19 protein-coding genes and 1 pseudogene are annotated in these 22,949 nt (G+C 60.4%); 9 read left to right on the top strand and 11 right to left on the bottom strand.

The genetic code is table 11. The features are described 5' to 3' along the window. Positions 1–75: 75 nt before the first annotated feature. Complete coding sequence (locus tag QMX93_RS21670; protein ID WP_282357910.1) at positions 76–687, bottom strand: trimeric intracellular cation channel family protein; 612 nt, start codon at positions 685–687, stop codon at positions 76–78. Positions 688–862: 175 nt separating this feature from the next. Then, positions 863–1,405, bottom strand: coding sequence for an oligoribonuclease (orn, locus tag QMX93_RS21665; RefSeq protein WP_053116764.1), 543 nt, complete (start codon positions 1,403–1,405; stop codon positions 863–865). Between the two features lie 107 nt (positions 1,406–1,512). On the opposite strand from orn, the gene rsgA reads away from it, so the two are divergent. The 4 genes and pseudogenes from rsgA (at position 1,513) to QMX93_RS21645 (ending at position 4,608) form a co-directional block, all read left to right on the top strand. Further along, entirely contained in the window at positions 1,513–2,544 is a 1,032-nt protein-coding gene (gene rsgA / locus QMX93_RS21660) for a small ribosomal subunit biogenesis GTPase RsgA (RefSeq protein WP_007915800.1), read from the top strand. Between the two features lie 211 nt (positions 2,545–2,755). Further along, a pseudogene (locus tag QMX93_RS21655) lies at positions 2,756–3,161 on the top strand (TIR domain-containing protein). A 2-nt stretch (positions 3,162–3,163) separates the two neighbouring features. Beyond that, positions 3,164–4,123 carry a caspase family protein gene (locus tag QMX93_RS21650; RefSeq protein ID WP_053116762.1) on the top strand — a complete coding sequence of 320 codons (960 nt, stop codon included), beginning with the start codon at positions 3,164–3,166 and terminating at the stop codon, positions 4,121–4,123. Beyond that, entirely contained in the window at positions 4,123–4,608 is a 486-nt protein-coding gene (locus QMX93_RS21645; protein ID WP_053116761.1) for a toll/interleukin-1 receptor domain-containing protein, read from the top strand. Before QMX93_RS21650 ends, QMX93_RS21645 begins: the two co-directional genes overlap by 1 nt. Positions 4,609–4,865: 257 nt before the next feature. On the opposite strand, the gene motB is transcribed toward QMX93_RS21645, so the two are convergent. Next, positions 4,866–5,918, bottom strand: coding sequence for a flagellar motor protein MotB (gene motB / locus QMX93_RS21640; RefSeq protein ID WP_282357909.1), 1,053 nt, complete (start codon positions 5,916–5,918; stop codon positions 4,866–4,868). A gap of 3 nt (positions 5,919–5,921) precedes the next feature. Next, positions 5,922–6,773 carry a flagellar motor stator protein MotA gene (motA, locus tag QMX93_RS21635; protein WP_053116758.1) on the bottom strand — a complete coding sequence of 284 codons (852 nt, stop codon included), beginning with the start codon at positions 6,771–6,773 and terminating at the stop codon, positions 5,922–5,924. A gap of 166 nt (positions 6,774–6,939) precedes the next feature. Here motA and QMX93_RS21630 point away from each other — a divergent pair, with 166 nt between their 5' ends. From QMX93_RS21630 to QMX93_RS21615, 4 genes are all read left to right on the top strand, one after another. Next, positions 6,940–8,478, top strand: a complete 1,539-nt coding sequence (locus tag QMX93_RS21630; RefSeq protein WP_282357908.1) for an HDOD domain-containing protein — start codon at positions 6,940–6,942, stop codon at positions 8,476–8,478. A 42-nt stretch (positions 8,479–8,520) separates the two neighbouring features. Then, on the top strand, positions 8,521–9,336 hold the full coding sequence (gene rhdA, locus QMX93_RS21625) for a rhodanese-like domain-containing protein (RefSeq protein ID WP_212544898.1): 816 nt from the start codon (positions 8,521–8,523) through the stop codon (positions 9,334–9,336). A gap of 18 nt (positions 9,337–9,354) precedes the next feature. Then, complete coding sequence (asd, locus tag QMX93_RS21620; RefSeq protein WP_282357907.1) at positions 9,355–10,215, top strand: archaetidylserine decarboxylase; 861 nt, start codon at positions 9,355–9,357, stop codon at positions 10,213–10,215. 245 nt (positions 10,216–10,460) lie between these two features. After that, positions 10,461–12,212, top strand: a complete 1,752-nt coding sequence (locus QMX93_RS21615; protein ID WP_282357906.1) for a molecular chaperone — start codon at positions 10,461–10,463, stop codon at positions 12,210–12,212. Between the two features lie 84 nt (positions 12,213–12,296). Here QMX93_RS21615 and serB read toward each other — a convergent pair whose 3' ends face one another. Continuing rightward, positions 12,297–13,511, bottom strand: coding sequence for a phosphoserine phosphatase SerB (serB, locus tag QMX93_RS21610; protein WP_053116753.1), 1,215 nt, complete (start codon positions 13,509–13,511; stop codon positions 12,297–12,299). 134 nt (positions 13,512–13,645) lie between these two features. On the opposite strand from serB, the gene QMX93_RS21605 reads away from it, so the two are divergent. Then, on the top strand, positions 13,646–15,163 hold the full coding sequence (locus QMX93_RS21605) for an AhpA/YtjB family protein (protein ID WP_282357904.1): 1,518 nt from the start codon (positions 13,646–13,648) through the stop codon (positions 15,161–15,163). Between the two features lie 389 nt (positions 15,164–15,552). Here QMX93_RS21605 and QMX93_RS21600 read toward each other — a convergent pair whose 3' ends face one another. The 6 genes from QMX93_RS21600 to QMX93_RS21575 form a co-directional block, all read right to left on the bottom strand. Then, positions 15,553–16,266: an ABC-type transport auxiliary lipoprotein family protein gene (locus tag QMX93_RS21600; protein WP_282357903.1), complete on the bottom strand. Its 714-nt coding sequence runs from the start codon at positions 16,264–16,266 to the stop codon at positions 15,553–15,555. 176 nt (positions 16,267–16,442) lie between these two features. Then, positions 16,443–18,707 carry a DNA topoisomerase IV subunit A gene (parC, locus tag QMX93_RS21595; protein WP_053116750.1) on the bottom strand — a complete coding sequence of 755 codons (2,265 nt, stop codon included), beginning with the start codon at positions 18,705–18,707 and terminating at the stop codon, positions 16,443–16,445. Between the two features lie 7 nt (positions 18,708–18,714). After that, complete coding sequence (locus QMX93_RS21590; RefSeq protein WP_053116749.1) at positions 18,715–19,239, bottom strand: TIGR02281 family clan AA aspartic protease; 525 nt, start codon at positions 19,237–19,239, stop codon at positions 18,715–18,717. Continuing rightward, positions 19,236–20,225: an esterase-like activity of phytase family protein gene (locus tag QMX93_RS21585; RefSeq protein WP_282357902.1), complete on the bottom strand. Its 990-nt coding sequence runs from the start codon at positions 20,223–20,225 to the stop codon at positions 19,236–19,238. Before QMX93_RS21585 ends, QMX93_RS21590 begins: the two co-directional genes overlap by 4 nt. Continuing rightward, on the bottom strand, positions 20,225–22,132 hold the full coding sequence (gene parE, locus QMX93_RS21580) for a DNA topoisomerase IV subunit B (RefSeq protein ID WP_053116747.1): 1,908 nt from the start codon (positions 22,130–22,132) through the stop codon (positions 20,225–20,227). Before parE ends, QMX93_RS21585 begins: the two co-directional genes overlap by 1 nt. 41 nt (positions 22,133–22,173) lie before the next feature. Then, positions 22,174–22,782 carry a YqiA/YcfP family alpha/beta fold hydrolase gene (locus QMX93_RS21575; RefSeq protein ID WP_282357901.1) on the bottom strand — a complete coding sequence of 203 codons (609 nt, stop codon included), beginning with the start codon at positions 22,780–22,782 and terminating at the stop codon, positions 22,174–22,176. Positions 22,783–22,949 lie beyond the last annotated feature (167 nt).

Genomic DNA, 22,949 nt, shown 5'->3' with positions numbered 1-22,949 from the left:
GCCGCAGGCTGCGATCTTTTGATCTTGAACGTCAAAAGATCGCAGCCTGCGGCAGCTCCTACATGGAATATCGCGTTACGGCTGATCGTTATAGACGAACTTAGGCATTTCCCAGTGGAAGCGGATCGCCAGCAGGCGCAGCAGGAAGCCGCCGAACAACGTAATCAGGATCGCCTGCTCGCTTGGCAAATTCAGATACAGGCAAAGCATGTAACACCACGCCGCGGCGAACGAGACGCTGGCGTAGAGTTCTCGGCGGAAGATCAGCGGGATGTCGTTGCAGAAGATGTCGCGGAGGATGCCGCCGAAGACGCCGGTGATCACGCCGCTGACCGAGGCCACCAACATGCCGTGGCCCATTTCCAGTGCGGTCATGCAGCCGATCAGGGTGAAGGCCACCAGACCGACGGCGTCGAGCACCAGAAACAGTGAGCGCAGGTGGCGCATCCAGCGGGCGGTGAACACGGTGAACATCGCCGCGACCGAGGTCAGCACCAGGTATTCCGGGTGTTTGACCCACGTCAGCGGGTAATGCCCGAGCAGTACGTCGCGCACCGAACCGCCGCCCAATGCCGTGACGCAGGCGATCAGCACCACGCCAAACCAGTCCATGCCACGACGGCCTGCAGACAGCGCGCCGGTCATGGCTTCAGCGGTGATGGCAATCAGATAGAGCATCAGCAACATGGTGGCGATCCAGTCAGGAAGGCGCGCAGTCTAGCCATTTCGGTGCGGCACCAAAAGAGGGCGCCACAGCAAACACAAAACCCCGTAGGAGCTGCCGCAGGCTGCGATCTTTTGATTTTGCTTTTAAAAAAAGATCAAAAGATCGCAGCCTTCGGCAGCTCCTACAGGGATCGCATCAGAACTTGATGAAGTGCTTGCGGTAGTGCTGCAGCTCGGCGATCGATTCGCGAATATCGTCCAGCGCCAAATGGGTGCTGCCCTTTTTGAAGCTGTCGCGTACGTCCGGTGCCCAGCGTGCCGCCAGTTCCTTGAGCGTCGAGACGTCGAGGTTGCGGTAGTGGAAATAGCTTTCCAGCGCTTTCATGTGCGTATAAAGGAAGCGCCGATCCTGGCAGATGCTGTTGCCGCAGATCGGCGACTTGCCCTTCGGCACCCATTTCTCGAGGAAGGCGATGGTTTCCGCTTCGGCTTCGGCCATGCTGATGCGGCTGTCGCGCACGCGCTGGGTCAGGCCGGAGTTGCCGTGGGTGCGGGTGTTCCATTCGTCCATGCGCGCGAGCACTTCGTCGCTGTGGTGGATGGCGATCACCGGGCCTTCGGCCAAGGTGTTGAGGTCACTGTCGGTGACGATGGTGGCCATTTCGATGATGACGTCGTTGTCCGGGTCAAGGCCGGTCATTTCGAGGTCGATCCAGATCAGATTCTGCGGGTTTTGCATGTTTCGGCTCCTGAGCAATGCTGCGCAGTTTAGCCTAGGCCGGCTGCCGGGCGTGCTAAACTCGCGGCCGTTTTACCTAATCGCTGCATTCTTCAGACGGAACACCAATGGCCAAACGCCAACTCAATCGTCGTCAAAACTGGCGCATCGAAAAGATTCAGGGCGAACGCGCCGCACGCGCCGCCAAACGCGAGTCCTCGGCTGTCGAAGCCCTGGAGGGCGGCGACCTGGGCCCGGAACAGACCGGCTTGGTGATCGCTCACTTCGGCGTGCAAGTCGAAGTCGAGGCCATTGACGGCGAACAGGCCGGCCAGGTTTTTCGCTGCCACTTGCGCGCCAACCTGCCTGCGCTGGTGACCGGCGACACGGTTGTCTGGCGTGCCGGCAATCAGGGCATCGGTGTGATCGTCGCGCAATTGCCGCGTACCACCGAGCTCTGCCGTCCGGACAGCCGAGGCCAGTTGAAGCCGGTCGCGGCCAACGTCGACATGATCGTTATCGTCTTCGCGCCGCTGCCCGAGCCGCATGCCAACCTGATCGACCGCTATCTCGTAGCCGCCGAACACGCCGGCATCCGCCCGTTGCTGTTGCTGAACAAATTCGACCTGATCGACGAGCACAACGCACCGGCGCTCAATGCGCTGCTGGCGGTGTACCGCACGCTGGGTTATCCGGTGCTGGAAGTGTCGGCGCACCACGGTGACGGCATGGAACAGCTGCAAAAGCAGCTCGACGGACGCATCAGCGTGTTCGTCGGTCAGTCCGGTGTCGGCAAGTCGTCGCTGGTCAACAGCTTGCTGCCTGAAGTCGAAACCCGCGTCGGGCCGCTGTCCGAGCTGTCCGGTCAGGGCACGCACACAACGACCACCGCGCGCCTGTTCCACTTCCCCGGTGGCGGTGAGCTGATCGACTCCCCGGGTATCCGTGAATTCGGCCTGGGCCACGTCAGCCGTGCCGATGTTGAAGCCGGTTTCATCGAGTTCGACGACCTGCTCGGCACTTGCCGTTTCCGCGACTGCAAGCACGACCGCGAGCCCGGTTGCGCCTTGCTCAAGGCACTGGAAGACGGCCGCGTTCAGCAACAGCGCATGAACAGCTACCGCTCGATCATCGCCAGCCTGCCCGAAAACGGCTATTAAACAGTCGCACCGGCAGCCCTTTCCCCAAGGGCTGCCGGATGTCGGTTTTCCCCTGACACCCTCCTCCCTTTTTTAAACATCGGTCTTTTCTGTAGGACTTTTGCACGCCTGCTTGCAGGACATTTCTCTTTCTTCGCCCAAGCCTTGTGGGCACGTTTCATGAGCCTACATTGAGTTCCTCGTCGCACGTTCGCGCCCCAGAGGAACCCCCATGCAAACCTACCATTTGTTCATCAGCCACTCGTGGAACTACTCCCACGCCCACGACAATCTGGTGCCTGCTCAGTGCCCACCCCGACTTCACCTACAAGAATTTTTCGGTGCCGCCGCACAACCCGATCATGGGCGCGCAGACCGACAAACAGCTCGAAGAAGCCATCGAAAACAAGATTCGTCCATGCTCGGCGGTGCTGATCATGGCCGGCATGTATTCGACCTACAGCAAGTGGATCAACAAGGAAATCGAGATCGCCAAGCGCATGGGCAAGGTGATCATCGCGGTGAAACCGTTCGGCGCCGAGCGTATTTCCACGGTGGTGCGTAACGCCGCACACGCCGAATGCGCGTGGAACACCAACAGCATCGTCGGCGCGATCCGCCTGCACACGGCGGCCTGATCATGCGCAAGGGACTGTTTATCGGCATCAACGACTACACGCATATTTCGCGCCTGAGCGGTTGCAGCAATGACGCCATGGCCATGGCCTCGGTGCTGAAAACCGACGCCGACGGCGACCCCAACTTCAAGAACGTCGTGCTGACGTCGGCTGAGGATTACCTGGGTCGGGAGATGCTCGAAGACCAGATCCGCGAGCTGTTTTCCGGCGACTGCAATGTCGCCCTGCTGTATTTCGCCGGGCATGGCGGTTTCGATACCGACAATGACGAAGGCATGTTGCTGCCCCAGGATTATCGCAACGCCAAGGACGGCATCCGCATCAGCGACATCCTCAACTGGGCGAGCAAAGCCACACGCATCAAAAACAAAGTGATCATCCTCGATTGCTGCCAAAGCGGCGCCGCCGGTGAAGTGCGCGCCTTGCGCAGCGAAAGCAGTGTGGTCGGCGAAGGCATGACCATTCTCACCGCGTGCAAAAAGGAAGAACCGGCCATGGAAGGCGCGCAACACGGCGTGTTTACCGGTTTGCTGCTTCAGGCCCTGCACGGCGGCGCGGCGAACATTCTCGGCAAGATCACGCCCGGCAGCCTCTATTCCTTTGTCGATAACGCGCTCGACGCTTGGGAACAACGCCCGGTGTTCAAGACCAATGTGTCGCAGTTCATTTCCCTGCGCGAAGTCTCGCCACTGATCCCCAAAGAGATCCTGCGCAAACTGCCCGAATGGTTTGCCGAAGCCGAATCGACCTACCCGCTCGATCCCAGCTACGAACCGACCGAGGCCAGCTTCAATCCGGAACACGGCGAGGTCTTCGCGCAACTGCAGAAGTGCAATCGCCACAGCCTGATCGAACCGGTCGACGCCGAGCACATGTACTACGCCGCCCTCCACTCCACCGGCTGCCGCCTCACCGCGCTCGGCGCCTACTACCGCGAACTCGCAATCAAAGGACACTTCTGATGCCTGTGTTTATCAGCTACCGCCACATGGATCGTATGCAGGCCATGGCGATCAACAGTCGCCTGAAACAGGCGAACATCAAGACTTATCTGGATGTGCTCGATCCGGAATCACAGACCACCGACGACATCACCGGCGTCATCACCCGCAACATCACCGAGTGCACGCACTTGCTGGCGGTGGTCTCGGAGCGGACGGCTTCGTCGTGGTGGGTGCCGTTCGAGATTGGCGAGGCGACTATCAGCAACCGGCGGATCTGCTCGTTCAAGACCGGGCCGGCGGAGCTGCCGCTGTATCTGGATAAATGGCCGAAATTGAGCACGGATAAAGATCTGGATTTCTTTATTGATGCTTATCGTGAGGAAGTGACGAACAAGCGTTCGGTGATGCTGGATTCGATGAGTGAGTCGATGAAGGGGACTTACAAGAGGAATGCCGAGCAGTTTCATGATCAGTTGAAGGGCAGGATTCGGCGGGGGTTTTGATTGTTCGGCTTGGCTTGAGAACCCCTCACCCTAGCCCTCTCCCGGGGGGAGAGGGGACTGACCGAGGTGAATGTTCGAGGTACGCCGACCTGAAATTCCTGAGTCGTACTCAGGTTTTGAACTGCACAAAGATCGGCTCCCTTTCCCCTCTACCCCTTGGGGGAGAGGGCTGGGGTGAGGGGGTGCTCTTGGCGCCACACCAAATCTCAAACCGCCAGCCACAAAAAAGCCGACATCACTGTCGGCTTTTTCGTCTCTTACTGCTTCGGCGCAGGAGCCGGCGCTGGCGCCGCACTCCCCGGTTCCGCCGGTTTCGGCGCGGCGTCATCAAACAAGTTCAGCCGTTCACGCAACTCATGCGGCGGCACCGGTTGCTGATCCGCCGGCAGAGCATTCGGATCAACCGGCGTTGCCGGGGTGGCGCCGTTGTGGCTTTCATCGACTGGTTTCGCTGCGTCCGCACCTTGCGCGCCCTCGATCGCTTCCTGGGCCTTTTTGGTCAGGACGACGATGTCGATGCGGCGGTTGACCGGATTGAACGGGTTTTCCCGGTCGAACAACGCCGACGAGGCATAACCGACGACCCGCGCCACTTGCGCATCCGGATAACTGCCCGCCACCAGTGCACGACGTGCCGCGTTGGCGCGGTTGGCCGACAGCTCCCAGTTACCGAAATCGCCAGTGCCAGTGTACGGCTTGGCGTCGGTGTGGCCGCTGATGCTGATCTTGTTCGGCACCGCTTTGATGGTATCGGCCATCGCCAGCAAGATGTCTTCGAAGTACGGCTTCAGACGTGCGGAACCGGAGTCAAACATCGGCCGGTTTTCAGCGTCCATGATCTGGATGCGCAAACCATTCGGAGTGATCTCGAAGAGGATCTGATCCTTGAATTTCTGCAGTTGCGGGTTCTCGTCGACCTTGTTCTGCAGTTCTTGCAGGAGCAGTTCCAGACGTTCTTTCTCGACCTGCTCGGCCATGCCTTCGACCTGTTCGGTGTCGACGGTGACCTTGTCTGGTTGCGGCTGGGATTTCACCTCAGGGTTGAGGGTGTTTTCCGGTGCCAGGGTCGGCGTGCCGCCCAAGTCGATGATGTACGGCGTGCCGCTTTCGGAGAAGCCGACCGGGTCTTTGAAATAACCGGCGATGGCGATCTTCTGCTCGGGTGTGGCGGTGGACAACAGCCACAGCACGAGGAAGAACGCCATCATCGCCGTCGCAAAGTCGGCGAAGGCGATTTTCCACGCCCCGCCGTGATGCCCACCGGCTATGCGCTTGACGCGCTTGATAATAATCGGCTGATTATTTTCCATGACTTAGCGACCGCGAACCGCTTGTTCCAGCTCGGCGAAGCTTGGACGGTGCGCCGGGTACAGCACTTTGCGGCCGAACTCGACCGCCAGCGACGGCGGCATGCCGGAAGCCGAAGCCACCAGCGAGGCTTTGATGGCTTCGTAAACGTTCAGCTCTTCCTTGGCGTCGTGGGCCAGGGAATGCGCCAATGGGCCGAAGAAACCGTACGCCGCGAGAATACCGAAGAAGGTACCCACCAGTGCCGCACCCACGTGCAGGCCGATGGACTTCTGATCGCCCTCACCCAGCGAGGCCATGGTCACCACGATACCGAGTACCGCCGCAACGATACCGAAACCCGGCATGGCGTCGGCGATGCCGTTCACTGCATGCGATGGGTGTTCGAGGTCTTCTTTAAGGCTGTACAGCTCCATGTCGAACAAGCCTTCCAGCTCGTGCGGGGCCATGTTGCCGGACGACATGATGCGCAGGTAATCGCAGATGAACGCGGTCATGCGCTCGTCTTTGAGCACCGCCGGGTACTTGGCGAAAATCGGGCTCGCGGCGGCGTCTTCGATGTCGCCTTCGATGGCCATCATGCCTTCGCGGCGGCTCTTGTTGAGGATCTCGTAGATCAGACCCAGCACTTCCAGATAGAACGTGTGGGTGAAGCGCGAACTGAACATGCTCAGGGATTTCTTGAGCACGTGCATCGTCATGTAGCCGGGGTTGGCCTGCAGGAACGCACCGAGTGCCGCGCCACCGATAATCAACACCTCGAAAGGCTGGATCAGGGCGGCAATTTTGCCGTGGGAAAGCACGTATCCGCCGAGCACGCTCGCGAATACGACGATGATGCCGATAATTTTAGCCATAGGTAGAAAGTACTTATTTAAGTCGGGTTCAAGGTCATATTCGGAAGTTAAAAAATCTCTTCTTCTACTTATCGGCAAAACTGCGCCAGACTATAGCCAGTTCAGGCGAAAAGCCAATTTAGCCCATGCCGGGCGCGTCTAAAGCAGATGAAGATCCCGTCCAGACATGGCTAATGAAACGAACGTCCCACACGCAAAACCGACCACCCTCGAAGGCTGGGTCAAGCTGCTCGACAGCGTTCGCCTGCCCGTGCCGCAAGAGGCGCATGACAAGGTCTGTCGCGCGATCCGTGATAACCGCAGCTCGCTGCGCGACATCGCCGATTTGATGCAGGACAGCCCGGCGCTGGCCTTGAGCATCATCCGTGAGGCCAATCGTCACACCCACGGCAACATGGGCACGCCGGCGGAAAATCTGGAAGTGGCGATCAACCGTCTCGGCCTCGCCCGCACCGAAGAACTGCTCGCGCGCCTGCCCGTCCAACCGCAGATGCAAATCCCCAAGGCCCTGCGCCAATTGCAGATGATCAGCCAGCACGCGACGCAACAGGCCAACGGTTTTTTCGCCAGTCGCCTGGCGCGGCTGTGGCAGGACATTCATTGGGGCAGCCTGTTGTTTCTGTCGCCGCTGTGGCCACTGGCGCTGACTTATCCACAGTTGCTCGAAGAGTGGGAACTGCGGGTTATCCACAAGGGCGAGTCGGCGCGCACCGTCGAAAAGCAATTGTTCGGCGTGCGCCTGCTGCGGATCGCGGAAGCGCTGGTTGCGGTCTGGCACCTGCCGATCTGGGTGCAGCAAGGCTATAAATTGCTGCTCAGCGAACAGCGTGAACTGGTCAAAGTGCTGCGCATCGCCCGCGACAGCGAGCACCCGCTGCGCCAGCAAAATCGCCTCGACGATGACCCGACCCTGCGCCGCTGGCTCAATCAACCGGCCAACACCGTGCTGCTGGCCAACGGTCTGGCGCTGTCGGCGCAACAGGCCTGGGACAGCCCGCACAGTGAACGCTGGCAGTACCTGACCAGCCTGTATCTGCAGATTTCCATGGACGAGGTGCAGCAACAGTTGCACCAACAAGCCGCGAACAGTGCCCGGCAACATGCGATGCCTGATTTGTGGCACCCGGCCGTTTCCCTGCTGTGGCCGTGGGGCACTCGTCGTTTACCCGCCGGCATGCTGCCCGCCGCCGCGCCGACTTCTGAAGATTTGAGCCAGTGGCGCAAGCAATGCGCCGAACTGCTGGCCGAGCCGAGCCGTTTCACCAATGCCATGAGCCTGACCGTCGCCGCCCGCGATGCGCTGGTGGCCAGCGGCATGCGCCGGGTGATGATCCTGATGGCTGACCGCACACAATCCAATCTGCGCGTGAATCAAACCTTCGGCCTGCCGAAAGAAGCGGCAGCGCTGAATTTTGTCGTCAGCCAGAGCAGCGTCCTGCAACGTTTACTCGCGCAACAGGCGCAGGTGCGGATCAACCCGGACAACAACGCCCAGTTTTCCGCGCTGCTGCCGCCGGGCCTGCGCACGCTGTTTCGCGGTGAGCACCTGTTCCTGCGTTCATTGGTCAACAATGGCCGGGTGATCATGATTGTCGTGGCCGATCAGGGCGGCGGGCCGTTTGCCGACATCAGCGTGCAGGCCTTTGGCAAAACCGCGCAGTGCATCGAAAAAGCCCTGTACAGCTTTAGCAGCCGTGGCCGATGAGGCTGCGCTACAATCCTCCCCTTTGTGCTCTGGAGACCTCGCATGTCTGACTTCTCTGGCTTGCCGCTCGTCATCGAACCGAGCGACCTGCTGCCTCGGCTTGAGTCTGAAGAGCTGATTCTGGTGGATCTGACCAGTGCCGCCCGCTACACCGAGGGACATCTCCCCGGCGCGCGCTTTGTCGACCCCAAGCGTACCCAGCTCGGCCAGCCGCCGGCGCCGGGTTTGCTGCCGGCCAAAGCCGATCTGGAAGCATTGTTCGGCGAGCTGGGCCATCGCAAGGACGCGGTCTACGTGGTTTACGACGATGAGGGTGGCGGCTGGGCCGGACGCTTCATCTGGTTGCTCGACGTGATCGGTCACCACAAGTACCACTATATAGACGGTGGTTTGCCGGCGTGGCTGGCGGATGGCATGCCGATGTCGATTCAAGTGCCTGCAGCGGTCGGCGGCCCACTGCCGTTGACCCTGCACGACGAGCCGACCGCGACCCGCGAATACCTGCAAAGCCGTCTCGGGGCTGCCGATCTGGCGATCTGGGATGCGCGCGGGCCGCTGGAATACTCCGGCGAGAAAGTGCTGGCCGCCAAGGCCGGGCATATTCCCGGCGCGGTCAATTTCGAATGGACGGCGGGCATGGACAAGGCGCGTCAGTTGCGCATTCGCAGCGACATGCCGCAGATCCTCGAAGACCTCGGGATCACCAAGGACAAAGAAATCATTACCCACTGCCAGACCCATCACCGGTCGGGCTTCACTTATCTGGTGGCCAAATCCCTCGGTTATCCGCGGGTCAAAGGCTACGCCGGTTCCTGGGGCGAATGGGGCAACCACCCTGACACGCCAGTCGAGATTTAAGGTTTTTAAGGACAACTAATGAAAGAGCGTCTGTTTATCCTCAGTCAGTACCTGCTGCCTCATCACCTGCTGTCGCGCCTGGCCGGCTGCGTTGCCGAGTGCCGCGTGCGCTGGTTCAAGAATGCGTTCACCCAGTGGTTCGCCAAGCGTTATGAAGTCGACATGTCGCAAGCGCTGGTCGAAGACCTGACCGCTTACGAGCACTTCAACGCGTTCTTCACCCGCGCCCTGAAAGACGGCGCGCGCCCGCTGGACGAAACCCCGGGCGCGATCCTCAGCCCGGCCGACGGTGCGGTCAGCCAGCTCGGCCCGATCGAACACGGTCGCGTGTTCCAGGCCAAGGGCCACAGCTTCAGCGTGCTCGAACTGCTCGGCGGTGATGCGGCCAATGCGGCACCGTTCATGGGCGGCGACTTCGCCACTATTTACCTGTCGCCGAAGGACTACCACCGCGTGCACATGCCGCTGGCCGGCACCCTGCGCGAGATGGTCTATATCCCGGGCCGGATTTTCTCGGTGAATCAGACCACCGCTGAAAACGTGCCGGAACTGTTCGCTCGCAACGAGCGCGTGGCGTGCATCTTCGACACCGAGCGCGGCCCGATGGCGGTGGTGCTGGTCGGCGCGATGATCGTCGCTTCGATTGAAACCGTGTGGGCCGGTCTGGTCACCCCGCCGAAGCGTGAGCTGAAAACCTTCCGCTACGACGAAGCCGCGCGTGCGCCGATCCACTTGGAGAAAGGTGCTGAACTGGGCCGCTTCAAACTGGGTTCGACCGCAATCGTGCTGTTCGGCCCGGATCAAGTGAAATGGGCTGAAGAACTGGTTGCCGGTTCGCCAGTGCAGATGGGCCAAGGCCTGGCACTGCCAAACGCCTGAGTACGCATCGACTGTCATGGATTCCCCTGACGGTCGATGCCTCTGTAGGAGCTGCCGAAGGCTGCGATCTTTTGATCTTTGGACGCGGAGCGTCCACGGCTGCATTCCCACGCAGAGCGTGGGAACGATCAAGATCAAAAGATCGCAGCCTGCGGCAGCTCCTACACGTTGTTTTGTGTGCATCGTCAATGACGATGCGTTGAGGCAGAACACCCGCTCGCTTATTTGCTGCTATGGTTTTTGGCATGAGCCAGACCATCTCTCCCCCACAGCTGCGCGCCCCGACCCCGAATCAGCCGCGCCTGTCATTTTGCGAAGCCACCCCGCGCGACCTCAAGCGCTGGATCGCCGGCCTGCCCAAGGCCAACATCGGCGAAACCGCCCGCCAGTTGTATCAAGGCCTCGGCGAACTCAACCAATTACTCACCCCCAGCGACAATCGTCTGCACCTGCTCGAATTGCTGCGGCCCGAGGTGTATTTCGTCTGTCAGCATCTGGAGCGACATTTCCTGCATCAGGCGATCATGCTCGATGAGCGTTCGCGCAAGATCAGCAATCTGTGTCAGGCCCTGCAAAGTCATCTGGCGATCGGTTACAAACAGATCGTTCTGCGGATTGCGCCGAAGTACAGCAAGGATCGTGCGGCGTTGGTTGGATTGGCTTTGCAGCGCGCGGCGCATGCGTTGGAGGGCCAACTGGTTCGCGCAACCCAGCTATACAGTCCGCCGCCAGAGCATTTGTGGTTTGAACTGCATCAGCTCTATCGCATCGCGTGTGAATTGCAGCTGCAACAGCGGCGCGTGCATGACGATCTGGCCAGCCTGACCACGGAGCTGAGCCTCGAACAAACCTACATCGCCGCCCTGCTCCTCGGCAGCGCGCGCTGCAATCAACTGCGCCAGAACCAGATCGCCCGCCTTGCCGAAGTGCTTGAACCATGGAGCGCCCTGCTCAAGCTGCACCCCGGTACGCCCGACGACGGCCTGTTTGCGATCAGCGCCGAACTCGATATCGGCCCGCGTTACCGCAGCATGTTTCGCAGCGAGCAACGCGCCGGTTTGCTCGGCTTCGATCCGCAACCGCTGGTGAATACCCTCGAAGCGCATCTGCTGCATCAGGACACGTCCAAGCCTTTGCCCGTCCCGACCGGGCTGAGTTTCGACACGCTGCAACATTTACACGCGACGTGGGGCGAAGCGGCCGAGCGCAGTTTTCAGCGCACTGTCGGCCAAGGCAATCTGACCGTGTGCGTGGGCATGAGCGCCCTGCACTTCTACCTTGGCGGCGAGCGCAGTTTCAGCGACATGCTCAAACATCCTGGCGCCCGCGCAGCGAATTTCAGCCACGCCGTGGCCGAGGGTGAAAAGGACAGCTGGAGCCAGGCCTTCGATGCGGCGCCACAGAATAACGAGGAGTTTTTGCCCTACGAAGAAATCCAGTACGACCACCTCGTCGAAGACGAAAGCAGCGCCGATGCCGCACCGCACTATCCGACTTATGCGTTGCCCGTGATCAATCACAGCCCCGGCGGTTACTGCCTAGGCTGGCCGAAAGAAGTGCCCGCCGAATTGCAGGCCGGGGAAATGCTCGGCATTCAGGACAGCGTCAGTCTGGGCTGGAGCATCGCGGTGATTCGCTGGATTCGTCAGGTGCGCGGCGGCGGCACGCAAATGGGCATTGAACTGGTGGCGCCACACGCCCAGCCCTGCGGCTTGCAACTGGTGCGTTCGCGGGACGATCACAGCCAGTATTTGCGTGGACTATTGTTGCCGGAGATCAGCGCAATTGACGTGCCCGCGACACTGCTCGCGCCGCGCCTGCCGTTTCAGGAAGGCAGCAAAGTGCTGATCAACACCCACGGCGAAGAACACCGCGCCGGGCTGGATCGGCGGGTGGCGAGTACGCACAGTTTTAATCAGTTCGCTTACCGCTCGCTGGAAGCCGCGCAGAATGGCGGGAGCGAGGAGGATTTTGATTCGTTGTGGAAGTCGCTATAAAGCAAAAGATCGCAGCCTTCGGCAGCTCCTACAGGAGAAAAACCATGTAGGAGCTGCCGAAGGCTGCGATCTTTTGATCTTTAATTACAACTGCCCATCACGATCGCGGAAGCCCAGCAGATACAGCACACCATCCAGACCCAACGTCGAAATCGCCTGCTTCGCCGATTGCTTCACCAACGGCTTGGCGCGGAACGCCACGCCCAACCCGGCAATTGCCAGCATCGGCAGATCGTTCGCGCCATCGCCCACGGCAATGGTCTGCTCCAGACGCAAACCTTCTTTATGCGCCAACTCTTTCAACAGGTCAGCCTTACGCTGCGCATCGACAATCGGTTCGATCGCCACGCCGGTGCACTTGCCGTCGACCACTTCCAGTTCGTTGGCGAACACGTAGTCGATGCCAAGTTTGGCCTGCAATTGTTTGGCGAAATAGGTGAAGCCGCCAGACAGGATCGCGGTCTTGTAACCCAGACGTTTGAGCTCGGCGAACAACGTTTCCGCGCCTTCGGTCAGACGCAGCGAAGCGCCGATCGAATCAAGCACGCTGACGTCAAGGCCTTTGAGCAGCGCCAGACGTTCTTTGAAACTGGCGCGGAAATCCAGCTCGCCGGACATCGCCCGTTCGGTGATGGCCGACACCTGTTCGCCGACACCGGCAGCCTTGGCCAGCTCATCGATCACTTCCGCTTCGATCAGCGTCGAGTCCATGTCGAACACGGCCAGACGACGGTTGCGACGGAACAGCGAGTCTTCCTGGAAAGCGATGTCGACGTTCAGCTCTTGCGCGACGCTGAGGAATTCGGCGCGCAGAGCCTGCGGATCGGCCGCTTCGCCACGCACGGAAAACTCGATGCAGCCCTTGCCCTTGTCCGCAGGCGTGTCTAGCGGCATACGACCCGACAGACGGTCGATGTGGTCGATGTTCAAACCGTATTTAGCAGTGATAGAGCTGACGGCCTGCAATTGGCCGGCGGTCACCTTGCGGGTCAGCAAGGTCACGATGTGGCGTTTTTTGCCCTGGTTGCCCACCCATTGCTGGTAATCCTCTTCGGACACCGGGGTGAAGCGCACCTGCTGGTCGAGCTCGTAGCCCTTGAACAGAATGTCCTTGAGCACGGATTTGCCTTGCTCGGAATCGGGAATTTCAACCAGGATGCCGAACGACAGGGTGTCGTGGATCACCGCCTGACCGATATCGAGAATGTTCACACCACCTTGTGCCAGAACACCGGTAATGGCTGCCGTCAGACCCGGACGGTCGACTCCCGTGATGTTAATCAGGACGATTTCGCGCAACGCGCACCCCCGCAACTGGAAAAAAACCGCATTCTACCCACTTTCAGTGACCATCGGGCACCGTCAGCGCTTTGCCGGTCTAGGGCCTGTCGCTATACTGCGCGTCAACTTCACGGACAAAAGAGCCGAGCTCAGTGAACCGGCCCACGCCAGTTAAAACCGATAACTTCTTCCTGCTGATCTTCCGTGCACTGCGCCACCGCCGTGTACCGATTGCATTGCGCATTGCCAGCCATAACGTGATCCTGGTCGCTCTGGCCCTGGTGATCTATGCCGGCGTGATGGGTTTGCAATTCAAGCAGGCCATGCACCAGCAGGCCGATGCGCTGGGCGAAAGCCTGACCACGCAGACCGCGACCTCTGCCACGGAGCTGTTGGTGTCCAACGACATCCTCAGCCTCAACGTGCTGCTCAACAACCTGACCAAGAACAAACTGGTGGCCCACGCGGCGATCTACAGCGTGGATAACCGCATCCTCGCCGAGTCCGGTCAGCGGCCCAAGCACAGCCTGTTGGGCGAAGCCGAAGGCATGTACGAGAGCAAGATCACGTTCCAGGACGTGACCGCCGGGCAACTGCGCATCAGCCTCGACATGGATCAGTTCCAGCAGCCGATGACCATCAGCCTGCAAAGCATGGGCATTCTCAGCGGGATTCTGTTGGCGCTGTCGCTGGCCCTGAGCCTGCGCATTGGCCGTAATTTGTCGACGCCACTGCTGCAATTGCGCGTGTGGCTGCGCAACATCGACGAGTACACGCCAGGCACAGATCGTCAGGACGAGATCGGCGATCTGGCGCGTCAACTGCACGCCAACTACGCCCCGGAACCAGCGCCCGTGCCTGAACCGGAACCCGAGCCGGAATTCGAAGAAGAGGACGACGAACCCGAGTTCGAAGTGCGCAACCTGCGCGATCCGAGCTTCGACGAAACCCGTCCGATGGCCGCCCAGAAACCGGCGCCACGCCACGTCGTCAGCACCGTTGAAGACGATGAAGACGACGACGCGTTTGCCGATCTGCGCGACGAATCGCTCGATGCAGCACCGCAACCGGTCGTGCGCAAAGCCACGCCGAGCGTGCCGCAACACAGTGCTGTGCTCGCCGTGCAACTGGGTTCGCAGGAACAACTGCGTCGCCTGCCGCGTGCGCGTCTGGAAGAATTGCTGGAACGTTATCGCGACTGCCTCGATCAGGCGGCTTCGTTGTATCAGGGTGAAATCGAAACCTTGAACGACGGCAGCACGCTGATGCTGTTCCACACCGAAGACAGCGGCGACGATTACCTGACCAACGCGATCTGCTGCGGCGAGCTGCTGCGCGCGCTGGGCCATCAGTTGCAGATTGAAGTCGCGGACAGCGGCATCACCCTGCAATTGCAGTTGGGCCTGACCTTGGGCGATGAGCTGTTTGGGTTGAGCCAGATCGATCTGCTGCTGACGGATTCGGCGCAGGATGCTTTGGCCCTGTCGCAGCACAGCCGCAATCTGCTGCTGGTGGAACGCAAGATTGGTGACGACGCGCTGATCCGCCAACGCGCGCGAATCCGCCCGATCGCCAGCCCTGAGGGCGCTTGCTGTGTGGAGCGGTTGATGGAGCCTTATCCGTCGATGCTGGAACGGCAACTGGCACGGATGCATGAGCGTCGGGCTTAAGCCTTCGGCCTGAAACACAGAAGCCCGCAGACGAGTGATTGTTTGCGGGCTTTTTTGTGGGTGACTGAAAAGCCCCTCATCGGAACGCCGCCCGCCTATCCCTCTCCCGGAGGGAGAGGGGACTGATTGAGGGATATTGCAGAGCTGCACCGACTTGAACGCCCAGCTGTGAATCCATAATCGCCAGGATATTTAAGATCGATGTATGACGCCTGCTTTGAAACCATAATCGCCTGGACCTTTCAGGTCGACGTATGACGCCAGACACCTCGGTCAGTCCCCTCTCCCTCTGGGAGAGGGTTAGGGTGAGGGGCTTTTGATCTCTCACGCAGAACCCCAGACACAACAAAGCCCGCACAAGGCGGGCTCTGTTCTGATTCGATCCAGCGTCAGAAGCGGAACACTTCCATATCCGTCCGAATCGGCGAAGCCATTGGAATCTTCGGCTGCTTATCCGCGTCCGCCGCCGGCGCTGCCGGTTTCGGTGCCGACTTACGCGGCGTTTCAGCCACCGGAGGCTGATTAGCCAACGGTTTCAGCGCCACCGACAACTGCTCAGCCAGACGCTGCAACAAAATCCCCTGCGCCTGAACCTGCGAAGCCGTACTACCGGCATGCAGCTCTTGCAGATGAATGATGCGGTTATCCCGCACCTGACCACGACGGTCAATCAAACGCCACTGCGCATCCAGAATCGCCGGTTGTTTAACGCCGGAGTCCAGACGCGTGATGGTCAGCAACACCTGCACATCCGGGGTAAACCCGCTGGTGGCCGGTGCCAGCACCACACGTTGGCTGTCGAGGTGACCCGCGACCTGACGCATCAACAACTGATCGATATCCGACGAAAGGCTGCCGGCCCAACGACCATCGGTCGCCGCTTGCAGGCTGCCGTCGGGTTGACGTTGCAGCAGTGTTTCACGTTGCAGGTAATCAGCGACGACTACCGGGCCCAACAAAACCGCCATGCCCGCGCTTTGCGCAGGCTGAACCGGACTTCCGCTGTCCAGTTGATACAGCGACACCGGCTGGTGAACGCTGCAACCCGCCAGGCCAAGAACGCCGGCGAGCAACAAAATAAGTGGAAGGCGTAGCGCAGTCATCATCCCGTCCAGGTGGCCGCCACAAGGCTGACCACAGTGAAAATACTCAATAAATATGAAGAACGCTCGGCCACGCCGGCGCTTGAAAGGCCATATCATCCGTGAATATGCGTTCCGACTCCAGCGCCAAAGCGTCGATCTACGCGTTAAATCGTGGATCGACGCCTCTAGGACGCCTAATTGAGGTTTTCGACGAGCAGCGCATCCACTCTCTGGAAGCCCCTAGGTAGCTTATTGCCACGACGTCCACGCTCACCTTTGTAGTGTTCGAGGTCGTCGGCCTTCAGCGACAGAGTTCGTTTTCCGGCCTGCAACACCAACGTAGCGCCTTCCGGAATGACGGCGATGTCCGTGACATATTCTTCGCGACTGGCGACACGTTCACCGGAAATACCGATGATCTTGTTGCCTTTGCCCTTCCCTAATTGTGGCAGATCGCTGATCTTGAAGATCAGCAGGCGACCTTCGGTCGTGACCGAGGCCAGCCAGTTGTGCTCACGATCAGCCACTGGACGCGGCGCGATGACTTTGGCGTTGTTCGGCAGGCTCAACAGGGCTTTACCGGCCTTGTTCTTGGCTTGCAGGTCTTCGCCTTTCACGACGAAACCGTAACCGGCGTCGGAGGCGATCACGTACAACGCGTCGTCTTCCGGCATCAGCACGCATTCAAACGAGGCGCCCGGTGGCGGCGTCAGACGGCCGGTCAACGGTTCGCCCTGGCCACGCGCCGACGGCAACGTGTGCGCGGCGACCGAATAGCTGCGGCCGGTGGAGTCGATCACCACGGCAGACTGGTTGGAACGCCCCGCCGCCGAGGTCTTGAAGCCGTCGCCGGCCTTGTATGACAGGCCGGTCGCGTCGATGTCGTGACCTTTGGCCGAACGGATCCAGCCTTTTTCCGACAGCACAACGGTGACTTTCTCGTTCGGCAGCAGATCATGCTCGGTCAACGCTTTGGCTTCGCTGCGCTCGACGATTGGCGAACGACGGTCGTCGCCATAGGTTTCGGCGTCCTTGATCAGCTCGGTGCGCACCAGTTTTTTCAACTTGGCTTCGCTGCCCAGCAACGCTTGCAGCTTGGCTTGTTCCTTGAGCAGTTCGTCTTGCTCATCGCGCAGCTTCATCTCTTCCAGTCGCGCCAACTGACGCAGACGGGTGTCGAGAATGTAGTCGGCCTGAATCTCGCTGAGGGCGAAACGCTCGATCAGCTTGGCTTTCGGGTGTTCCTCGGTACGGATGATGTGGATCACTTCATCCAGGTTGAGGTAGGCGATCAACAAACCGTCCAACAGGTGCAGACGACGCTCGACTTTATCGAGGCGGAATTGCAGGCGGCGACGCACGGTCTGCACGCGGAATTCCAGCCATTCGACCAGCAAGGCGCGGAGGTTTTTCAGCTGCGGTTTGCCGTCCAGACCGATGATGTTGACGTTGACCCGGTAGGTCGACTCCAGCTCGGTGCTGGCGAACAGGTGCTGCATCAGCGCATCGTGATCGACGCGGCTATTGACCGGAATGATGACGATGCGGCACGGGTTTTCGTGGTCGGATTCGTCACGCAGGTCCGCGATCTGCGGCGCTTTCGACGGTTTCGCCTGCATCAGCGCGGCGATCTGCTCCAGCACTTTCGCACCGGAAACCTGGTGCGGCAGCGCGGTGACGATGATGTCGCCATCCTCGACGTGGTACACGGCGCGCATGCGCACCGAACCCTTGCCGGTTTCGTACATTTTCAGCAGGTCGGCGCGCGGCGTGATGATTTCCGCTTCGGTCGGATAGTCCGGGCCCTGAATATGCTCGCAGAGCTGTTCGACGGTGGCTTTCGGCTCATCGAGCAGACGCACGCAAGCAGTGGCGACTTCGCGCAGGTTGTGCGGCGGCACATCGGTGGCCATGCCCACGGCGATGCCGGTGGTGCCGTTGAGCAGAATGTTCGGCAGGCGCGCCGGCAGCACCAACGGTTCCTGCAGGGTGCCGTCGAAGTTCGGGCCCCAGTCTGCAGTGCCTTGGCCCAGTTCGCTGAGCAACACCTCGGAATAACGCGACAGGCGCGCTTCGGTGTAACGCATGGCGGCGAAGGACTTCGGATCGTCCGGCGCACCCCAGTTACCCTGGCCGTCGACCAGCGTGTAGCGATAGCTGAACGGCTGAGCCATCAGCACCATCGCTTCGTAGCACGCCGAGTCACCGTGCGGGTGAAACTTACCGAGCACGTCACCGACGGTACGCGCGGATTTCTTGTGCTTGGAATCGGCGTCCAGGCCCAACTCGCTCATCGCATAAATGATGCGACGCTGTACCGGTTTCAGACCGTCGCCGATATGCGGCAGCGCACGGTCCATGATCACGTACATGGAGTAGTTGAGGTAGGCACTTTCGGTGAAGTCAGCCAGCGACCGGCGTTCTACACCGTCCAGGCTGAGATCAAGGGGATTGCTCATGCAGGCCTCATCGGTTCGTTGTCTGGCGCAGCAACATGGTGCCACCGCGCTGAGTAAATTCAAGTTTGTTCAAGGCGCTCATGCCGAGCAACACCTGATCGCCATGCAACCCCGGCGCCACCAGTGCGCGGACGTCCCGCAGCACGATGTCGCCCAGTTGCAGGCGGGCAATTTTGGTTCGATAGCCCTGGCTCAGGCCGTTGGCCGTGCTCAGGGTCACACCGAAACCTTCTTCCAGCTTCAAACGTTTGGCCAGATCCGCCGGGATCGCCACATCGGTCGCACCGGTGTCGAGCATAAACTCCACCGGCTCACCGTTGATCTGACCGCTGGCGACAAAATGCCCTTGGGCATTGCCGGCCAGTTTCACCTCAATAAATCCTTCGCCCTGCTCCGAACTGACTACCACGTTCGGATTCTGCTGGCGTTGCTCCCACTGGCCGAAAAACCGCGTGGCCAGAAACAACGCCGCGCACCAGGCCAGAATCATCAGCACGCGACCGGCGCGTTTGCCCGGGGGTTGCTGGCTCAAGGCTTGGCGCTCCAGCCACCGTCAGGCGCGGCAAAGCGCCAGATGATCGGACGTTTTTCGCCGTCGGCGCGGACGCCTTCATTGTTGTCGATACCGATCCACGCGCCCTGCGCATCCACCACCAAGGCTTCTGCCAGACCGTAGGCCTGTGGGTATTGGCGCTGCGGTTGCAAGGCATCTTCAGCGAACGACCAGCATTGCTCGACTTTAGCCGTGACTGCGTCGCGGCGGCAGATCTCGAAGGCATTGCGTTCCAGCGTGAACAGCTTGCCATTGAACAGCGACAGGTCGGCGAAATCACGGGTGACGGCGCGAGCCTTGGGGAATTGCGGTGGCTGCATTTCCACGCCCGCCTCGCTGAGCAACACACAAGCACCGTCGCAATCCCAGACCGTTTGCTGACGCTTGATGGTCAGCAGACCACGGCGCTCACGCTCGGCGGCCAACCAGATCTGATCGCCCGCCGGGTTGATCGCCAAGCCTTCGAACAGCGCATTGAAGTGCAGCAACATGCCACTGGCGCGGGCTTCTTTCACCAGCATTGGCGAGATTTTCAGCCATGACGCCGGGCCTTGTGGCGGCACTTGCAACACGGCCGCGTGGGCCTCGCTGACGATGAAGCGATTGCCAGCGTTGTCGCAGGTGATGCCTTCGAAATCCAGATCGCCGCCACGCACAAACGATGCAGCCCACGTGCGTGAGCTGATGCCCCACGGCAAACCGCTGTCAGGCACCGGCGGGACGTCGATGTGCACGGTTTCGGCCTGCCAGACCTTGTCGCCGGTATTGAGACGGTAGATCTGATCGTCATCACGATCGGACACCGTCCACAACTCGTTACCGCACAACGCCAGCCCCGAAAGGTTGCCGCCGCGCATGCCGTCGACCGGATGCTCGGCGAGCAGGCGCAGTTCTTGTATCGGCTCGGCCGACACGGTCATTGAACTCAGCAGCAAGGCACCCGCCAAGGCCCAGCCAAACTGCATCAGGTCAGCACCTCGGCAAGGTTGCCTTTGGATTCCAGCCAGGTTTTGCGGTCGCCGGCGCGTTTCTTCGCCAGCAGCATGTCCATCATTTCCGAGGTCTCGGCGTAGTCTTCGCCCAGCGTCAGTTGCACCAGACGCCGAGTGTTCGGGTCCATGGTGGTTTCGCGCAGCTGTGGCGGGTTCATTTCACCCAGACCTTTGAATCGGGTGACCTGCGGTTTGCCGCGTTTCTTCTCGGCAACCAGACGGTCGAGAATACCGTCGCGCTCGGCTTCGTCGAGGGCGTAGTAAATTTCTTTGCCCAAGTCGATGCGGTACAGCGGCGGCATGGCGACGTAGACGTGACCGGCATCCACCAGCGGGCGGAAATGCTGGACGAACAACGCGCACAGCAGCGTGGCAATGTGCAGACCGTCGGAGTCGGCGTCGGCGAGGATGCAGATCTTGCCGTAGCGCAGCTGGCTCATGTCCGCCGCGCCAGGATCGACACCGATAGCCACGGCGATGTTGTGCACTTCCTGACTGGCGAGCACTTCGCTGCCGTCGACTTCCCAAGTGTTGAGGATCTTGCCGCGCAACGGCAGGATCGCCTGGAATTCCTTGTCCCGCGCTTGCTTGGCGGAACCACCGGCGGAATCACCTTCGACGAGGAACAGTTCGGAGCGCATCGGATCCTGGCCGGCGCAATCCGCCAGTTTGCCCGGCAATGCCGGGCCTGCGGTGACGCGTTTACGTTCAACCTTTTTGCTTGCCTTGAGACGACGACCGGCGTTGTTGATCGCCAGTTCGGCCAGGGCCAGACCGGTTTCCGGGTTGGCGTTGAGCCACAGGCTGAACGCATCCTTGACCACACCGGAGACGAATGCCGCCGCTTCACGGGACGACAGTCGTTCTTTGGTCTGGCCGGAGAATTGCGGCTCCTGCATTTTCATCGACAGGACGAACGCAATGCGCTCCCAGACGTCTTCCGGCGCCAGCTTCACGCCGCGTGGCAGCAGACTGCGGAATTCGCAGAATTCTCGCATCGCATCGAGCAGGCCCTGACGCAAACCGTTGACGTGGGTGCCGCCCTGCGCCGTCGGGATCAGGTTGACGTAGCTTTCCTGCACCGCGTCGCCACCTTCCGGCAGCCACAACAGCGCCCAGTCGACGGCTTCTTTATTACCGGCAAAAGCGCCGCAGAACGGCTCGTTTGGCAGGCGTTCGAATTCGTTGACGGCGTCGACCAGATACGAGCGCAGGCCGTCTTCGTAATGCCACTCGACTTTCTCGCCGGTGCCTTTGTCTTCGAAGCTGACCAGCAGGCCCGGGCACAGCACAGCCTTGGCCTTGAGCACGTGCTTGAGGCGGCTGATGGAGAATTTTGGTGAATCGAAGTATTTCGGATCCGGCGCGAAGTACACGCTGGTGCCGGTGTTGCGTTTGCCGACGGTGCCGACGATTTCCAGCTCGGTGGCTTTGTAGCCATCGGCGAACGTCATCTGGTATTCGTTGCCGTCACGCTTTACGCGCACGCGAACTTCGGTCGACAAGGCGTTGACCACGGAAATACCCACGCCGTGCAGACCGCCGGAAAACTGGTAATTCTTGTTGGAAAACTTGCCGCCCGCGTGGAGCTTGGTGAGAATCAGTTCGACGCCCGACACACCCTCTTCCGGGTGGATGTCGACCGGCATGCCACGGCCGTCATCGCTGACTTCCAGCGAGTGATCGGCGTGCAGGATGACCTGCACCGATTTGGCGTGACCAGCCAAGGCTTCGTCGACGCTGTTGTCGATGACTTCCTGGGCGAGGTGGTTCGGCCGACTGGTGTCGGTGTACATGCCGGGGCGCTTGCGCACCGGGTCGAGGCCCGAGAGGACTTCGATGGCGTCGGCGTTATAAGAGCTAGCGCTGGGAGTGGCCATAGGGTCTCGTCGTCAGTCATTCATGAAATAGGGGCAAGACTTCACAGTGCGGTGAAATCGATTGCCTGATACACATCGGCACCAATGCCGGCAAAACTCAGCAACGCCGGCAATTGACCGGCAAAGCCTTGGAAACTGTGGTCGCCGCCGGCCTGAATGCGCAAGGCACAGGCGCGGTAATACTGCTGGGCGAGGCGATAATCCAGTGTTTCATCGCCGGTCTGCAACCATACCTGATAGCGCTGGGCGTCCTGAGGCGCCGGCACTTCCAGCTCGGCCAGGGCCGTTACATGGTCGTGGGTCAATTCCCAGGTTTCATCGGCATACAGGTTTTTCTGCGTGCCCAGATAGCCGTCGAACATCCGGTGCGGGCTGACCGCCGGGTTGACCAGCAGGGCTTTCAGGCCATGGCGCTCGGCCAGGTGAGTCGCATAGTAGCCGCCGAGTGAGCTTCCCACCAGCAGCGGGCTGCCCAGCTCGGCGATTGCCTGCTCCAACTGACCGATGGCTTCGCGCGGATGGTGATGCAGGGCCGGGACACGCAGTTTGTCGCTCAAACCCAGTTGCTCCATCACCGTTACCAGCTGACAGGCCTTTTTCGAGGCCGGGGCGCTGTTGAAACCGTGGATATAGAGGATCGAACCGGACATTTGAGCTCCCTGAGTGTCGGCGAAAGATAGCGGAGTTTACAGGGAGTCAGGGAGATCGTGGGTGTTTGTGCGGAAGCCTTCGCGAGCAAGCCCGCTCCCACAGGGGAATGCATTCCCCTGTGGGAGCGGGCTTGCTCGCGAAGAGGCCCGATGGGGCTCAGTAACCA

Source organism: Pseudomonas sp. PS01303 (assembly GCF_029959385.1).
In the GTDB taxonomy this organism is placed as follows: Bacteria; Pseudomonadota; Gammaproteobacteria; order Pseudomonadales; family Pseudomonadaceae; genus Aquipseudomonas; species Aquipseudomonas rustica.
Note: the sequence above shows the minus strand (reverse complement) of the source record. Positions and strands in the feature narration are given on the sequence as shown.

Bases quoted from the DNA above. Each gene is read 5' to 3' on its own strand.
- QMX93_RS21585 (WP_282357902.1), bottom strand. From the start codon at position 20,225: ATGCAGTTTGGCTGGGCCTTGGCGGGTGCCTTGCTGCTGAGTTCAATG.
- QMX93_RS21615 (WP_282357906.1), top strand. From the start codon at position 10,461: ATGAGCCAGACCATCTCTCCCCCACAGCTGCGCGCCCCGACCCCGAAT.
- motA (WP_053116758.1), bottom strand. From the start codon at position 6,773: ATGGCTAAAATTATCGGCATCATCGTCGTATTCGCGAGCGTGCTCGGC.
- QMX93_RS21650 (WP_053116762.1), top strand. From the start codon at position 3,164: ATGCGCAAGGGACTGTTTATCGGCATCAACGACTACACGCATATTTCG.
- parE (WP_053116747.1), bottom strand. From the start codon at position 22,132: ATGGCCACTCCCAGCGCTAGCTCTTATAACGCCGACGCCATCGAAGTC.
- parC (WP_053116750.1), bottom strand. From the start codon at position 18,707: ATGAGCAATCCCCTTGATCTCAGCCTGGACGGTGTAGAACGCCGGTCG.
- QMX93_RS21645 (WP_053116761.1), top strand. From the start codon at position 4,123: ATGCCTGTGTTTATCAGCTACCGCCACATGGATCGTATGCAGGCCATG.
- asd (WP_282357907.1), top strand. From the start codon at position 9,355: ATGAAAGAGCGTCTGTTTATCCTCAGTCAGTACCTGCTGCCTCATCAC.
- rsgA (WP_007915800.1), top strand. From the start codon at position 1,513: ATGGCCAAACGCCAACTCAATCGTCGTCAAAACTGGCGCATCGAAAAG.
- motB (WP_282357909.1), bottom strand. From the start codon at position 5,918: ATGGAAAATAATCAGCCGATTATTATCAAGCGCGTCAAGCGCATAGCC.
- QMX93_RS21630 (WP_282357908.1), top strand. From the start codon at position 6,940: ATGGCTAATGAAACGAACGTCCCACACGCAAAACCGACCACCCTCGAA.
- QMX93_RS21600 (WP_282357903.1), bottom strand. From the start codon at position 16,266: ATGACTGCGCTACGCCTTCCACTTATTTTGTTGCTCGCCGGCGTTCTT.
- rhdA (WP_212544898.1), top strand. From the start codon at position 8,521: ATGTCTGACTTCTCTGGCTTGCCGCTCGTCATCGAACCGAGCGACCTG.
- QMX93_RS21575 (WP_282357901.1), bottom strand. From the start codon at position 22,782: ATGTCCGGTTCGATCCTCTATATCCACGGTTTCAACAGCGCCCCGGCC.
- orn (WP_053116764.1), bottom strand. From the start codon at position 1,405: ATGCAAAACCCGCAGAATCTGATCTGGATCGACCTCGAAATGACCGGC.
- QMX93_RS21670 (WP_282357910.1), bottom strand. From the start codon at position 687: ATGTTGCTGATGCTCTATCTGATTGCCATCACCGCTGAAGCCATGACC.